The 14,691-nt window shown below is 53.8% G+C and carries 13 protein-coding genes; 2 read left to right on the plus strand and 11 right to left on the minus strand.

Going from position 1 to position 14,691, the window contains the following annotated elements; all coding sequences use genetic code 11:
* Positions 1-292: 292 nt before the first annotated feature.
* On the plus strand, positions 293-1,558 hold the full coding sequence (locus SPH27_RS04635) for a dicarboxylate/amino acid:cation symporter (RefSeq protein ID WP_033145875.1): 1,266 nt from the start codon (positions 293-295) through the stop codon (positions 1,556-1,558).
* A 104-nt stretch (positions 1,559-1,662) separates the two neighbouring features.
* Here the strand turns inward: SPH27_RS04635 and cheW are convergent, their stop codons facing one another.
* The 6 genes from cheW to flhD all read right to left on the minus strand — a co-directional run bounded on the left by cheW (position 1,663) and on the right by flhD (position 7,095).
* A complete protein-coding gene (gene cheW / locus SPH27_RS04640) occupies positions 1,663-2,166 on the minus strand; it encodes a chemotaxis protein CheW (RefSeq protein ID WP_023312262.1) in 504 nt (167 codons plus the stop codon).
* A 19-nt stretch (positions 2,167-2,185) separates the two neighbouring features.
* Positions 2,186-4,222, minus strand: coding sequence for a chemotaxis protein CheA (gene cheA / locus SPH27_RS04645; RefSeq protein WP_029741332.1), 2,037 nt, complete (start codon positions 4,220-4,222; stop codon positions 2,186-2,188).
* Positions 4,223-4,226: 4 nt separating this feature from the next.
* Entirely contained in the window at positions 4,227-5,156 is a 930-nt protein-coding gene (motB, locus tag SPH27_RS04650) for a flagellar motor protein MotB (protein ID WP_032658606.1), read from the minus strand.
* Positions 5,153-6,040, minus strand: a complete 888-nt coding sequence (gene motA, locus SPH27_RS04655; protein WP_008500417.1) for a flagellar motor stator protein MotA — start codon at positions 6,038-6,040, stop codon at positions 5,153-5,155. The genes motB and motA overlap by 4 nt, the downstream gene beginning before the upstream one ends.
* Before the next feature lie 123 nt (positions 6,041-6,163).
* Positions 6,164-6,742 carry a flagellar transcriptional regulator FlhC gene (flhC, locus tag SPH27_RS04660; RefSeq protein WP_013096051.1) on the minus strand — a complete coding sequence of 193 codons (579 nt, stop codon included), beginning with the start codon at positions 6,740-6,742 and terminating at the stop codon, positions 6,164-6,166.
* Positions 6,743-6,744: 2 nt separating this feature from the next.
* Positions 6,745-7,095, minus strand: coding sequence for a flagellar transcriptional regulator FlhD (gene flhD, locus SPH27_RS04665; RefSeq protein ID WP_008500415.1), 351 nt, complete (start codon positions 7,093-7,095; stop codon positions 6,745-6,747).
* Between the two features lie 794 nt (positions 7,096-7,889).
* On the opposite strand from flhD, the gene uspC reads away from it, so the two are divergent.
* Positions 7,890-8,318: a universal stress protein UspC gene (gene uspC, locus SPH27_RS04670; RefSeq protein ID WP_033145878.1), complete on the plus strand. Its 429-nt coding sequence runs from the start codon at positions 7,890-7,892 to the stop codon at positions 8,316-8,318.
* Between the two features lie 15 nt (positions 8,319-8,333).
* Here the strand turns inward: uspC and otsA are convergent, their stop codons facing one another.
* From otsA to araF, 5 genes are all read right to left on the minus strand, one after another.
* Complete coding sequence (gene otsA / locus SPH27_RS04675; protein WP_182072156.1) at positions 8,334-9,758, minus strand: alpha,alpha-trehalose-phosphate synthase; 1,425 nt, start codon at positions 9,756-9,758, stop codon at positions 8,334-8,336.
* The gene (gene otsB / locus SPH27_RS04680) at positions 9,733-10,536 is read right to left on the minus strand and encodes a trehalose-phosphatase (protein ID WP_033145880.1); all 804 of its coding nucleotides are present in this window, start codon (positions 10,534-10,536) and stop codon (positions 9,733-9,735) included. Before otsB ends, otsA begins: the two co-directional genes overlap by 26 nt.
* Positions 10,537-10,712: 176 nt before the next feature.
* Positions 10,713-11,699 (minus strand): L-arabinose ABC transporter permease AraH, encoded by a 987-nt coding sequence (araH, locus tag SPH27_RS04685; RefSeq protein WP_029742191.1) that lies wholly within the window; start codon positions 11,697-11,699, stop codon positions 10,713-10,715.
* Between the two features lie 14 nt (positions 11,700-11,713).
* Positions 11,714-13,228, minus strand: coding sequence for an L-arabinose ABC transporter ATP-binding protein AraG (araG, locus tag SPH27_RS04690; RefSeq protein WP_033145881.1), 1,515 nt, complete (start codon positions 13,226-13,228; stop codon positions 11,714-11,716).
* A gap of 71 nt (positions 13,229-13,299) precedes the next feature.
* Positions 13,300-14,289 (minus strand): arabinose ABC transporter substrate-binding protein AraF, encoded by a 990-nt coding sequence (araF, locus tag SPH27_RS04695; protein WP_003859687.1) that lies wholly within the window; start codon positions 14,287-14,289, stop codon positions 13,300-13,302.
* Positions 14,290-14,691 lie beyond the last annotated feature (402 nt).

The raw sequence follows: 14,691 nt of genomic DNA on the forward strand, positions 1-14,691 counted from the left end.
TTAACGCATAAGGCATATGTCTTATTGACTCAATTTTCTTATAAATAACAGAAAGTTAAATTAATTCAGGCAGCGATTTTATTCTATTCGGGGAGAATATATCCATTAAAGTGTGACGACGATCACAATATATCGTCAGCGCATTAGCAACAAAATTAATAAAAATTAAAAAGGAGTTGTATCCCCCTACACTTTGCGTCAATTTATGTGCCGAATAATTTCCCGCATCGTAATAAAAAATTTATATGTATCGACGCGGGCTACATCTGAAGCGCATAGAGGGTCTTTTTTCGTGGCAAGTGCAAACAAACTCACACTCTTCATCGTGATATTCATGCTGGCGGGTATTCTTTCAGGGGCAGCAATTCATGAGTACGCATCTGCGGATGCCATCAAAGCCTGGTCGGATAATATTACCCTTCTGACCGATATTTTCCTCCGTCTGATCAAAATGGTCATTGCACCCTTGGTCTTCAGCACGCTCACCGTCGGCATTATGAAGCTGGGGGAAACCTCCACCATTGGCCGCGTTGGCGGCAAAGCGATGGTGTGGTTTATCAGCTCATCCGTGCTCTCTATCCTGGTTGGCCTGTTCATCGTCACGCTGGAGCATCCGGGAAGCGGTCTGAACCTGACGGTTCCGACAGAAGCGGTGGATACCGGCCTGGCCGTGGGCGGCATGACGCTGAAAGCGTTCCTGTCACACACCATTCCGACCAGCATCGCGGGGGCGATGTCGAACAATGAGATCCTGCAGATTGTGGTGTTCTCAATGTTCTTCGGCATCGGCGGCGCGTCGCTGGGGCAGAAATTCAACGCGCCGCTGGTGGCCGCGCTGGATGTGGTTTCCCATATCATGCTGAAGGTAACGGGTTACGTGATGTACGTTGCTCCGCTGGCCATTTTCGCGGCGATTTCATCCGTCATTGCCACGCAGGGTCTGGGCATTCTGCTGAACTACGCCTCCTTTATTGGCGGCTACTATGTTGCCATTCTTCTTACCTGCATGGTGCTGCTGGCCGTGGGCTACATGGTGCTGAAAAAAGAGGTGTTTCGCCTGGTCAGCATGCTGAAGGATCCGGTCCTGGTGGCCTTTACCACCAGCAGCTCTGAAGCCGCCTACCCGAAAACGCTGGAGCAGCTGGAGCGCTTTGGCTGTTCGCGCAACATCGCCTCTTTCGTTCTGCCGATTGGCTACTCCTTCAACCTGGTGGGTTCGATGGTGTACTGCTCTTTCGCCTCGATGTTTATCGCTCAGGCGTACAACATTCACCTGAGCTTCTCTGAAGTGACGGTGCTGATGCTGACCCTGATGCTGGCGTCGAAAGGGATTGCCGGCGTACCGCGTTCTTCACTGGTGGTGCTGGCAGCAACCATTCCGAGCTTTAATATTCCGGTGGCGGGTATTCTGCTGCTGATGGGGATCGACCACTTCCTGGACATGGGCCGTTCCGCAATTAACGTGCTGGGCAATGGTATTGCGACCGCGATGCTGTCACAGAATGAAGGCGCGCGGGAAGCGGAAGCTGAAGCTGAGCTGGTAAAGCAGGAAGCGTAAGGTGAAAAAAAGGGTGAGGCCTGATGCCCTCACCCCTGCCCTCTCCCACAGGGAGAGGAAGCAAACACAAAAAACGGCAACCTGGGTTGCCGTTTTGCATTTACCTACGCTACGTGACTCGCGGCGATATCCAGCAGCGCCATCTCATCGCTGTTCAGCAGTTTCTCGATGTTCACCAGAATCAGCATACGCTCGCCGAGCGCGCCCAGGCCGGTCAGGTATTCGGTCGACAGCGTGACCGCAAACTCCGGCGCAGGACGAATTTGGTCAGAGGTCAGGGAAAGCACATCAGATACGCCGTCCACCACGATACCTACCACGCGCTGCCCCAGATTCAGAACGATCACCACGGTGTTGTCGTCGTAGTCAACGTCGCCCTGGCTGAACTTCACGCGCAGGTCCACGATTGGCACAATGACGCCACGCAGGTTGGTGACACCTTTAATAAAAGCAGGCGTGTTAGCGATGCGGGTAACCTGGTCGTAACCACGGATTTCCTGCACTTTCAGGATATCGATGCCGTACTCCTCATCGCCTAAAGTGAATACCAGGAATTCCTGCCCTGATGGCTCGCCCGCCAGTTTCGTTACATTACTCATACCGGTCATGTTATTACCTTCTACTTAATCAGGCGGCTGTGTACGCCACACGTTGTTCACGATTTAATCCCTGAAGCGCCGACACATCGACGATCAGCGCCACGCTACCATCACCCAGAATGGTGGCGGCAGAAATACCCGGCACTTTGCGGTAGTTGCTTTCGAGGTTCTTCACTACCACCTGGTGCTGACCAATCAGCTGATCGACCAGCAGCGCGTAGCGACGGCCCGCGCTTTGCAGGATCACAACGATGCCCTGCGTGGCCTCTGTCTTCGCCCCGTCCACTTCGAACACTTTCCACAGCTCAACCAGCGGCAGGTACTCACCGCGCACTTCTAGGACGCGCTCGCCGCCCGCCAGCGGATGCAGATCTTCTTCACGCGGCTGCAGGGATTCCATTACGGCGTTCAGCGGCAGGATAAAGACTTCGTCCGCCACTTTGACTGACATGCCGTCGAGGATCGCCAGCGTCAGCGGCAGCAGGATGCGAATGGTGGTGCCGGAACCCTGTTTAGACTGGATCTCAACGTGGCCGCCCATCTCCTGGATGTTACGTTTCACCACGTCCATGCCCACACCGCGTCCGGACACGTCGGTCACCTGCTCCGCGGTAGAGAAGCCCGGCGCGAAGATCAGCATGCCCACTTCTTCATCGGTCATGTTTTCATTGACCGCCATCCCCTGCGAAATCGCTTTTGCCAGGATGCGCTCGCGGTTAAGACCCGCGCCGTCATCGGTCACTTCGATGCAGATGTTCCCGCCCTGGTGTTCCGCAGAGAGGATCAGGTTGCCGACCGGCGATTTTCCGGCGGCAATGCGGTTTTCAGGCAGTTCGATACCGTGGTCGAGGCTGTTACGCACCAGGTGCGTTAACGGGTCGATAATGCGCTCGATCAGGCTCTTATCCAGTTCGGTTGAGCTGCCCATCAGGGTCAGTTCAATCTGTTTATTCAGCTTGCTGGCAAGGTCGCGAACCAGACGCGGGAAGCGGCTGAAGACATATTCCATCGGCATCATACGGATGGACATGACCGATTCCTGCAGGTCGCGGGCGTTACGCTGCAGCTGACCCATGCTGGTGATCAGATCGCCGTGCGTAACCGGGTCCAGTTCGTTAGAACGCTGGGCCAGCATCGACTGGGTGATCACCAGTTCGCCCACCAGGTTAATCAGCTGGTCGACCTTCTCAACGGCAACGCGGATGCTGGTTGACTCGCTGGAGCGCGCGGCAGGTTTTTCACCACGGCCAGGTGCCGCGGCCTCTTTTGGCACTGCCTTCAGCGCCGGAGCCGCAGGAGCCACAGCCGGTGCGGCGGCCTGAGCGACAACGGCCACTTCTTCCGCAGCGGCAGGGGCGTCAACCGCGGCCGTTTCGGTTTCGAAGGCGATCTGGTCAGCTTCAATCACAAAGCACAGTACCGCCACGATATCGTCCTGGCCAATACCGTCATCAAGCGTCGCGGCAAGGCTGTCTTTGCCTTTTACCACGTTGCTTAATTTCGCCAGGTTACCCAGCTCTTCTTCCAGCAGGTTAACTTCACTCTCTTTGAGGCGTGACAGCACAACGCGCAGCTTGCCCGCTTGTGCAGCGGCTGGCGCGGCCTCGTCGGCAGCAACCGCATCGACAACGCTCAGTTTCGCCGCAGGGACAACGGCTGCAGCGACCTCACCTTTTGCTTCCAGAGCGAGCTGGCGCAGCGCATTGCAGATGTATTCAAAGCTGGCGGCATCAGGCTCTGCCGAACTTTTATAGGCGTCGAGCTGTTCCTGCATAATATCTTTGGTTTCCAAAAACAGGTTGATAATGTCGGTATTGAGCTGCATCTCACCGCGTCGTGCTTCATCAAGCAGGTTTTCCATTAAATGGGTCGTTTCCTGCAGGATGGTAAATCCAAACGTTCCGGCTCCGCCTTTAATAGAGTGCGCCGCACGGAAGATGGCATTGAGCTGCTCGGAGTCCGGTGCTTCGGGCACCAAATCGAGCAAGTGTTGCTCCATATCGGCCAACAATTCGTCGGCTTCATCAAAGAATGTCTGGTAAAAATCGCTAATATCCATGCTCACGCTATCACCTCGGATTGGCTGGTGGCGATGTTGGAACGGCAGCCGAAGGAACGGCCCCAGGCTGTTTTAAATCGTCCAGTGACTCATTCTGACTTTCGGCGTTTTCATGCAGGATGGCCTGCTCCGCCTGCTGGTTCAGCACTAGAAGACTGATACGACGGTTGATGGCATCATCCGGCCCGCGGTCGGAAACGCGCATGGTTGCGGCCATGCCGACTACGCGCAGTACCTTGCCATCATCAAGCCCACCTACCACCAGCTCGCGACGCGAGGCGTTGGCACGATCGGCAGAAAGCTCCCAGTTGCTGTATCCCTTCTCCCCACTGGCGTACGGGAAATCATCCGTGTGTCCTGACAGGCTGATTCGGTTAGGAATGCCGTTCAGCACCGGTGCAATGGCACGCAGAATATCGCGCATGTACGGTTCGACTTCCGCACTCCCGGTTTTAAACATTGGGCGGTTCTGGCTGTCGATAATCTGAATACGCAGCCCTTCCTGCACCAGGTCGATCTTCAGATGCGGGCGCAGCGCGCGCAGCTTCGGATCCGCTTCAATAAGCTGATCGAGATCGCCCCGCAGTTTCTTCAGACGCGCCTGCTCCATCTTTCTTTTCAGCTCGTCGATGTTCGGCTCTTTTTTCACCTCACCCTTCTGCTGGGTGTAATCATCGCCGCCGCCCGGGATCGGGCTTTCGCTGTTAGAGATACGCGGCCCGCCGGCCACCGCTGTTGCCAGCGGCGTTCGGAAATATTCGGCAATCTGGATCAGTTCTTTTGGGCTGGAGATGGAGATCAGCCACATCACCAGAAAGAACGCCATCATTGCGGTCATAAAGTCGGCGTACGCAATTTTCCACGAGCCGTGTGCGCCATGCCCGCCGCCCTTGTGCTTGCGTTTTTTTACGATGACGATCGGATGGGACTGGTTTTTCATGCGTCCTCAGTTGTCGTCTGTTGGTTTGGGTTTTTCACCGCACGCACGTGTTCTTCAAGCTCGATAAACGACGGACGCTCGCTGGAGTAAAGCGTTTTACGGCCAAACTCAACCGCGATCGGTGGCGCGTAACCGTTGAGGTTAGAGAGCAGCGTGATCTTTACGCACTGCATCATTTTGGTGGTTTCCGCGCTCTTCTGGCGCAGCACGCTCGCCAGCGGCGAAATGAAGCCGTACGCCAGCAAAATACCGAGGAAAGTCCCCACCATCGCGTGGGCAATCAGCGCGCCCAGCTCGGCTGCCGGACGGTCTGCCGAGGCCAGGGCGTGAACCACGCCCATTACCGCAGCAACGATACCGAATGCCGGAAGCGAGTCGCCGACCAGCGCCAGGCTGTTGGCCGGCACTTCAGATTCGCTTTCGTGGGTTTCAATCTCTTCGTCCATCAGCGCTTCGATTTCGAAGGTATTCATGTTGCCGCTGATGATGAGTCGCAGATAGTCGACGATGAAATCCAGCATCATGGCGTCAGCAAGAATTCGCGGATAGCTGGCAAAAATTTCGCTCTCTTTCGGGTTTTCAATATCCCGTTCAAGCGAGAACATGCCCTGCTGACGCGACTTCGCCATCAGGCGATAGAGCAGTGCCAGCAGATCCATATACATGCTTTTGGTGTATTTCGAGCGACGGAACAGCAACGGAATCGCTTTCAGCGTGCCCTTGATCGATTTACCGTTGTTACCAACGATAAAAGCCCCTACCCCTGCACCGCCGATGATAATAAGTTCAGCCGGTTGATAGAGTGCTCCAAGGTGCCCGCCGGTCATCATGTAACCGCCGAAAACTGTACCGAGAACTACCAGGTAACCTAATAAGATAAGCACGACATCATCCTTCCGCTAGTGACTATGGCAAGGACGTCCAGCTCGCAGCGTTTACCGTTTGCGGGGTAAAAAAAAGCAGCGGTAATTGCTTACCGCTGCTGGAATCTTTCCCACACGTTCGGGTTAAACAGCTTGTTCGATCTGTTCATCCAGCAGTTGTGGAATAATATCGGCAGCATCCCGGGAAAGTTTACGTCTTTTTACTGCGCGGGATGGAGGCTGACATAAACTACAGGCGAAGCTGCCTGCAGGTTGATGAGCATGGGTAATAAAATTGCCGTCGCAGCAGTTGCAGCGCGACAGTTCAAGCATTCCGCTCTCAACAAAACGCACCAGCGTCCATGCGCGGGTCAGCGCCAGCAGAGGGCCTTCTTCCTGCTGTGGGCATTGTTCAAGGTAAAGTTTGTACGCTTTGATCACGGCGTCAACGCCGCTACACAAACCGGTTTTGAGAAGATACTGCCAGGCATTACAGAACATGGAAGCATGAATATTCTGCTCCCACGTCATAAACCAGTCGGTAGAAAACGGCAGCATGCCTTTCGGCGGGGGACTACCACGTAACTCTTTGTACAGTTTGATGAGACGACCACGGCTCAGCTGAGTCTCGCTTTCCAGCATTTGTAAACGAGCACCCAGTGTAATCAGCTCCATGGCCAACTGTATGTCACGCGCTTCCTGAACAATGCTTTTCTCGCTCATTGCTAGGCCCTTTTCTTACGGGCTACGTCATCAGGCTGGCTGATTTCGTTAAGCAAGCGAGTTGAAAGAAGAATACCGGTATGGATCTGTTGAAGATCGTCCACACGGGATTCCTGCGTCAGACGCGTTATTGTCTGTGAATCATCGAAACGGAACTGGCAAACCAGTTGATTCGTTTCAGCCAGTTTAACCATCTGCGGGAGGGTTAAGCCGCCCAGCATGGTTGCCATTTCTTCGTTAATACCCAGACGAAACATCGCGGACGCCTTGTCCTGACTTATCAAACGCTGCGCGAGCAGTAAATACGACAAATTGATGTCATAGATATGTTTTAGCAACTCGGATGTATGCATTGTTCCCATCCCGAATAACCAACTATTATTTTTATGCGGAAAGACCGCACCCCGTGATGTCGCCGGGAAATCACCCGGTATAAAAAAGAAAAGGCTAAATGCATAGTTGAATTTAGGTTTGTATTCACTGAAACCGTAAGAGAGAAACCGCGAATGCGTCTCTTACATGATTTATCATTTCTTACAAATAACTAAGATTTTTCCTAATTCGACGCAAACTCTACTCGTCAGTTTTGACACATACAATCCAGCCACCCTCAAATTTAAAAAAAATGTGATCCACGTCACACAATTTAAGTGAATATGACCCATAAATCCATCAGTATGACTTGTAATTTGGTCAAAATTTAGCCAATCGGTACTGTTTTGTATTCTTAATTGACGAATACTCATGCAGAAGGGTGATCCGAACTGGCATGCAACGTGCTTTTCATACCGTAAGCGCCGCGCGGAAACATTTACATCAGGCCCCTCTCCTGGAAACATTTTTCTTACCGTGAAAAAACATATAGTTATGCAGGTAACACAAAAAAGATGTTTCAGGACGTGATCATTCGAAATGAGTTTGTAACGGGTCAGAACGATTTAACAGTCAAGGCGTGAATTTGTGTGATTTACGTTAAGTTGTTAATTTTTTTCATTTAGGCGCGTTTTTCAGTTATTCTTCTTATAAGAATAATTAATGAATAATTATGATAAGCTTCACACTAATGTCGTAATCTGCTCTTGCAGAACCGGAGATTTCGCGGTAAAGGTGGTTAAACGCTGTCTTTCAGACATCAAAGGAGTGCGCCATGAGTTACTCCCATCTTCTTGTTTCCGTAGCAGTTTCCCCCGAAAGCCATCAGCTTGTCGCCCGGGCAGTTTCCATTGCCAGACCCCACAATGCCCGCATCAGCCTCATCACGCTCGCCGCTGAGCCGGAGATGTATAATCAGCTGGCCGCACCCATGCTGGAGGATATTCGCGAGGTTCTGCAGGAAGAAACGCAGCAATTTCTGCGCGAATTAGTGGAAAAGGCACAATATCCTGTTTATGAAACTGTTATTGCGACCGGGGAACTTAACGCCCATATTCTCGATATGTGTCGCAGACAAAATATAGATTTAGTGATTTGCGGGAACCATAACCACAGCTTTTTATCGCGGGCAGCCTGCGCGGCGAAATCTATTGTCGCGTCGAGCCAGGTCGATGTGCTGTTAGTGCCGCTTGGGGGGCATTAGCCCCCCAGCAGTAAATCAGGCGAGTTTAGGGAAGGTCGCGATCTTTTTTTGCAGATCGCCTTCATGACTTTGCGGAGCGATATCCCGGAGATCCTGAATAAAACGCGCCTGCCAGTGGTTAATATCGTTCTTTCGGATTGTCTCCATCATCTCAGCATGGCGGGAAATACGTTCCGTGAGCGGCATTGTCAGGGCACGATTCAGCGCGTTCGCCACGTCATCCCTGTCATAAGGGTTAACGATGAGCGCCGACGTGAGCTCATTTGCGGCTCCGGCAAACTGGGAAAGCACCAGAACACCCGGGTCGGCAGGATCCTGGGCCGCCACATACTCTTTCGCCACCAGGTTCATCCCGTCACGCAGCGGCGTGACCAACCCAACGTCCGCATAGCGGAAGACCTTCATCAGGATCTTACGGTCAAAATGCTGATTCAGGTAAAACAGCGGCGTCCAGCCCAGCTGGCCGTAGCGGCCATTAATGCGCCCTGCTTCTGTCTCCAGCTGGTGGCGAATATCCTGATAGGCCTGAACCTCACCGCGCGACGTCGGCGCAATCTGGGTATAGCGAATTTTCCCGTGATGCTGCGGGTATTTATCCAGCAGCGTTTCATACGCCAGGAAGCGTTCCGGTAGCCCTTTGGAATAATCAAGGCGCTCAACCGAGAAGATATTTTTCACGTGCTTGAGTTCATTCTTAAGCTGCGCCAGCTTCGGCGGCAGCGGGCCAGAAGCCTGCTCCGCGATTTCGTCAGGTTCAATCCCTATTGGATAGACCTCGGTGTGGAAGGTTTTCCCCCACGCCGTATGGGTTTTCACGCCTTTGGTCACCAGACGCGCTTTGCCAGACACGGAGTCAAGGAACGCGAGGCGGTCATTTTCGGTCTGGAAGCCCAGCAAATCGTAATCGCACAGCGCCTCCAGCAGCTCTTCATGCGGCGGCAGCGCGGTAAAAATTTCCGGCGTCGGGAAAGGAATGTGCAGGAAGAAGCCAATCCGGTTATTCACCCCCCTCTTTCGCAGCTCTCTCGCGAAGGGCAACAGGTGATAATCGTGGATCCATAAAATATCGTCTTCCTCTATTAATGGCAGCAGTTTATCCGCCAGCAGCGCATTTACGCGCGAGTAGCCTTCGAAGGATTCACGCTGGAATTTGACCAGGTCAAGACGATAGTGGAACGCAGGCCACAGGACGGCATTTGAGAACTGCGAGTAATACTCGTCATAATCTTTCTCTTTCAATGCAAATGAAGCCCACGTAATGTTTCCGCGCGTCACCTTGTTGAGCGGTTTCTCCTCTTCACTAATTTCTCCACTCCAGCCAAACCACAGCCCGCCAGCGGCTTTTAAGGCACCTAACACCCCTACCGCCAGGCCACCCGCGCTGGCTTTTTTATCATCCGGCGGTGCGATTCGGTTAGAGACGACGACTAAGCGACCCATAATGGTTTCCCCCTTTGCTTTGCGCTATTTGTTGTTGTTGCTGGTTAGCGATGTCAGATATCCACTGCCAGACGCTGGCGACATCCGCCAGCCGCCATTCGGCAACCGTGTCACCAGGCCCCACCTTGACGGCGATCCCTCCGGCCTGATTCACCACGCGAAACCCGGCCTCGTCGGTCAGGTCATCCCCAATGAAAACGGGCGTTCGCCCTTTGAAAGGCGGCGACGCCATAAACGCGGCGATGGCCGCGCCTTTATTAATCCCTTTCGGTTTTAACTCCACGACGCATTTGCCGGGCTGCAACGCCAGCTGTGGATGGGCATCCGCAACCGTTTGAGCCAGCGCCAGTACGGCCTCCTCATGCTGCGGCGCCTGACGATAATGCAGGGCAAAGGCCATGCCTTTGGCTTCCAGCTCGGTGCCAGGCAGCGCTTCCAGCGCAGCAGAAAGCTGCTTCTGGAGCGTTTGCGTGAGTGCGTCAGGGAGTGAAACGATATGCGTGTGATCATGGATGTCGCGGCGCTCCGCTCCGTGTACACCGGCCAGCGGAAAGTGGTAAGGACTGGCGAGCGTATCCAGCTCGGCCATTGAGCGCCCTGATATCAATGCCAGTGCTCCCTCGTTCATGAGCGAGAGCTGATGCAAATCCTGTAACACCGCATCCGGAATAGACACCTGGTCAGGGTGCGGTTTTATCCCGGCGAGCGTGCCGTCGAGATCGAAAAAGAAAGCATAGTGTCCGGGCAGTACAGGCGGTGCGGTTAACATGTCAGCCACCCTTTTCCTCCTTACGGTTTACGAGAGGTAAACGCCTTTACCTCTTTCATAGCCATGTAAGTATAGACAGTGTGACGTCGCTCGCCATTTGACAACCGCCCCGCCAGTTTTACTGGCGGGGCGGTTAAGGGGTCAACTATGGTTATAAGTTGAGCAATAAAAGACAGGAAAAAGGGTTACAGGGTACGCTTCGCTTTTTGCTTGTAACGGTCGAAAATCACCGCTGCCAGCAGGATCAGACCACGAACCACGTACTGCGAGAACGGCGAAATATTCAGCAGGTTCATGGCGTTCTCCACCGTGCCTAAAATCAGGATACCGGCCACCACATATGAGATTTTTCCGATGCCGCCCTTGAGGGAAACGCCCCCTAAAACGCAGGCCGAAATGACGATCAGCTCGTAGCCAATAGAGGTCATCGGCTGGCCGCTGGTCATACGCGAAGCCAGGATAATCCCCGCGGCGGCAGAAACCAGCCCTGAGAGCACGAAGATAATAATCTTGGTTCGCACCACCGGTACCCCGGCCAGACGGGCGGCCTCTTCGTTACCGCCAATCGCCAGAGTATTGCGGCCAAAGGTGGTCCGGTTGAGCAGGAAGCCGAACAGGATCAGGCAGGCCACGGTCAGCCAGATTGGCGCAGGCAGCCCCAGCCAGTTGGCGTAACCCAGGGTAAAGAAGCGCTCGTCTTCAATCCCCACCGCTTTACCGTCGGAGATGATATAGGCCAGCCCGCGGACAATTTGCATCGTCGCAAGCGTGGTGATCAGGGCGTTAATCTTCAGGCGTGCGATAACAAAACCGTTCACCAGACCGCTGATGACGCCGAGTAGCAGACCGGCGAGAACGCCAATCCACAGGCTCTCCGTCATGTTGATCACCACTGCCGTCGTGACGCCCGCACAGGCAATCACCGACGCCACCGACAGGTCAAAATCGCCGGAGGCCAGGCAGAACAGCATCCCGCAGGCCACCATCCCGGACATGGAAATGGCCAGCCCCAGCCCCTTCATATTAATGAAGGTGGCAAAGTTAGGAACAAAGATCGCGCAGGCGAGGAACAGTGCGGCAAAGACCACCAGCATGCCGTACTGATCCCAGATACGTCCAAAACTCAGCGCCGACTTCGACTTCGGCGCTCCGGATGTAGTAACAGAGGACATCATTAACTCCTTACTCAGGCGACAGCCTGGCTGACTTTAGGCATGGCGAGGTTCAACGCCTGTTGTTCATTCGCCTGTTCATGAAGCAATTCACCGGCAATTTCGCCTTCACGCATCACCACAATGCGGTCGGCCACGCCAAGCACCTCCGGCAGATCGCTGGAGGCGAAGAGCACCGCCACGCCACGTTTTGCCAGCTCATAGATCACGTTATAAATCTCGTGTTTTGCCCCCACATCGATACCGCGCGTCGGCTCATCCAGCAAAATGACCTTCATATCTTCCGACAGCCAGCGGCCTAAAATCGCCTTCTGCTGGTTTCCGCCTGACAGATTCATGATCAGCTGTTCCGGACCCGGCGTTTTAATATTCAGCGAGCGAATATGGTGGTCGGCGTTGCTCGACTCCCAGCCATCGTTTATCAGGCAGCCTGCGCGAATAAACTTGCGGCGAGCGGAAATATTGATGTTGTCGCGTACCGAATGTACCGGAATAATCCCCTCGGCTTTACGGTCTTCAGGGCAGAGCATCATGCCCGCCCTGATTGCGTGGGCCGGTTTCTGGATATCGACCCGTTCACCATCAATAGAAACCAGCCCATCGGTAATGCGGGTACCGCCGAACAGGCCTTTCATCAATTCACTGCGCCCCGCACCCACCAGACCAAACAGGCCGACAATTTCGCCGCTGCGAACGGATAACGAAATCGGCGTGCGCACGCCCGGCGCTTTGACGCTGTCCAGACGCAGGCGTTCAGGGCCGTACTGACGCGGCTGCCAGTGATAAATATCACCCAGCTCGCGTCCAACCATCGCCTGAACAAGCTGGTCATGGTTAACCTGCTGCATGTCGGTAAAGGTGCGCACATAGCGCCCGTCTTTAAAGACGGTGATGGCGTCGCTCAGGGCAAATATCTCTTCCATGCGGTGCGAGACATACAAAATCGTACGGCCTTCCTGACGCAATTCGCGGATCACGCGGAACAGATTTTCAATTTCACGCGCAGAGAGCGAACTGGTGGGCTCATCGAAGGCGATAATTCTGGCGTTACGCGCCAGCGCCTTGGCAATTTCAACCATCTGCCACTGGCCGATGGAGAGATATTTCAGCGGCGTCTGGGGATCGACATCCAGACCCAGGTGTTTAAGCTGCAGCCCCGCTTCATAATTAAGTAGCGAACGATTTACCACACCACCTTTGTGCGGGAGCTGTCCTAAATAGATGTTTTCCGCCACGGTCATCTCGGGAATGAGGTGCAGCTCCTGATAGATGATCGCCACCCCGGCATTGAGCGCCGCCGTGGTATCGGCAAACGCCACCTCTTCGCCGCGAATGGCCAGCGTGCCGGTCGTAGGCGCGTAGTTGCCGCTGAGGATCTTCAACAGCGTGGATTTCCCCGCGCCGTTTTCCCCCATCAGGGCGTGAACCTGGCCGGCATAGCAGTCGAAGCTGATATCGGTCAGCGCGTTAACACCGGGGAAAGTTTTCCCGATGCCGCGAAAAGAGAGATACGGATCAGACTGTCGCATAACGTCTCCGTGATTCCTGTAGTGTGTACGTCTGGCCCCTCACGATGCATGAGGGGCACAATCACAGCGTATTACTTACCGCCCAGCCCTTTTTTCGCCAGCTCCTCTTTGAAGTTGTCGCGGGTAATCAGCACCACGTCGGTCACTTCGGTAAATTTCGGCGGTTCGGCCCCTTTGGTTACCCAGTTGTAGAGCATCTCACTGGATTTGTAGCCGTGAACGTCCGGGCTCGGCAGAAGAGAACCGTAGAAGCCGGTAGCCTGCGCTTTGGACAGCTCGCTGACGGCGTCAACGCCGTTGATGCCAATCCCGATCACGTCAGGCGCTTTGAAGCCCTGGCCTTCCGTCGCGCGCACCCCGCCCAGCACGGTGTTGTCGTTCATGCCGACCACCAGCCAGTGTTTGACCTCCGGATGCTGGACCAGCATAGAGTTCGCGGCGTCGAAAGCGCCCGGGATATCGTTGGATTTGGTTGGGACTTTATAGATCTGTTTTTCCGGGAAGCCAGCCGCTTTCAGCGCATCCATTGAACCGGTAGTACGACGACGGGCGGTGTCCAGCTCGTCAGCCGTGATAGCCATCACCGCGGTCTCTTTGACATCCCAGCCGCGCTTTTGCATCTCTTTATAGAGTTCCTGGCCCTGGCGTTCGCCGATTTTGGTCGCCGCCATCATGACCAGCGGGACGGTGTCCATCGGCTTGCCTTTGGCGTTAACGAACTGATCGTCAACCGCGATGACCTTCATATCGTAACCGCGCGCTTTCGCCGCGATTGCCGACCCCAGCTTTGGATCCGGAGTACAGATAACGAAACCTTTTGCACCGCTGGCCGCCAGGCTGTCGATGGCGTTCAGGGTTTTTTCGCCGTCAGGCACGGCGATTTTAATGACTTCAAAACCTAAATCTTTCCCGGCTTTATCTGCGAATTTCCACTCAGTCTGGAACCAGGGCTCTTCGGGCTGTTTTACCAAAAAACCGAGTTTTAAATTCTCAGCGATAGCGGATTGTGACATAACGGCAGCCAGACCGATGGCCGCCAGCGCTTTAGTAAATTTGTGCATGGTAAACTCCAGCTTTAGCAAGCTTTTCTGTAGGGAATAAGTGCGTGCTTCTTATTTAATCGGACTTAAAACAAGGCATTAGCGCTTACCTCGTCATAAGCGTTATTGCTGGTGATAGTTTTAGCGGGAAATTAATCATCCATAAGAGAGCCCCATCACACCGCAGAATTACAGTAATTGCGTACATAAATTCAGCGAAAAATGACATAAAAAAGGCAGAATTTGTCAGACAAATAGAAGAGGGTTAAGCAGAATTATCCATAAGATTAGCCAAGATATCCCTGATGCCTCTCAGCGGACAAAACGGCACCTGGCGTTAAGGGGTTCAACATGTTTTTCATCACGAATGTACAACGCACCTGAAAAAACGTTATTCCGCAGAATTTGATTTAGCGCAATTTT

The sequence above is a fragment of the Enterobacter sp. A103 genome, assembly GCF_034427535.1.
Classification (GTDB): domain Bacteria; phylum Pseudomonadota; class Gammaproteobacteria; order Enterobacterales; family Enterobacteriaceae; genus Enterobacter; species Enterobacter asburiae_B.

Excerpts from the sequence above, each read along its gene's own strand:
- cheW (WP_023312262.1), bottom strand. The coding sequence starts at position 2,166 with ATGACCGGTATGAGTAATGTAACGAAACTGGCGGGCGAGCCATCAGGG.
- otsA (WP_182072156.1), bottom strand. The coding sequence starts at position 9,758 with ATGGGTCGCTTAGTCGTCGTCTCTAACCGAATCGCACCGCCGGATGAT.
- araH (WP_029742191.1), bottom strand. The coding sequence starts at position 11,699 with ATGTCCTCTGTTACTACATCCGGAGCGCCGAAGTCGAAGTCGGCGCTG.
- motB (WP_032658606.1), bottom strand. The coding sequence starts at position 5,156 with ATGAAAAACCAGTCCCATCCGATCGTCATCGTAAAAAAACGCAAGCAC.
- flhC (WP_013096051.1), bottom strand. The coding sequence starts at position 6,742 with ATGAGCGAGAAAAGCATTGTTCAGGAAGCGCGTGACATACAGTTGGCC.
- flhD (WP_008500415.1), bottom strand. The coding sequence starts at position 7,095 with ATGCATACATCCGAGTTGCTAAAACATATCTATGACATCAATTTGTCG.
- uspC (WP_033145878.1), top strand. The coding sequence starts at position 7,890 with ATGAGTTACTCCCATCTTCTTGTTTCCGTAGCAGTTTCCCCCGAAAGC.
- araG (WP_033145881.1), bottom strand. The coding sequence starts at position 13,228 with ATGCGACAGTCTGATCCGTATCTCTCTTTTCGCGGCATCGGGAAAACT.
- araF (WP_003859687.1), bottom strand. The coding sequence starts at position 14,289 with ATGCACAAATTTACTAAAGCGCTGGCGGCCATCGGTCTGGCTGCCGTT.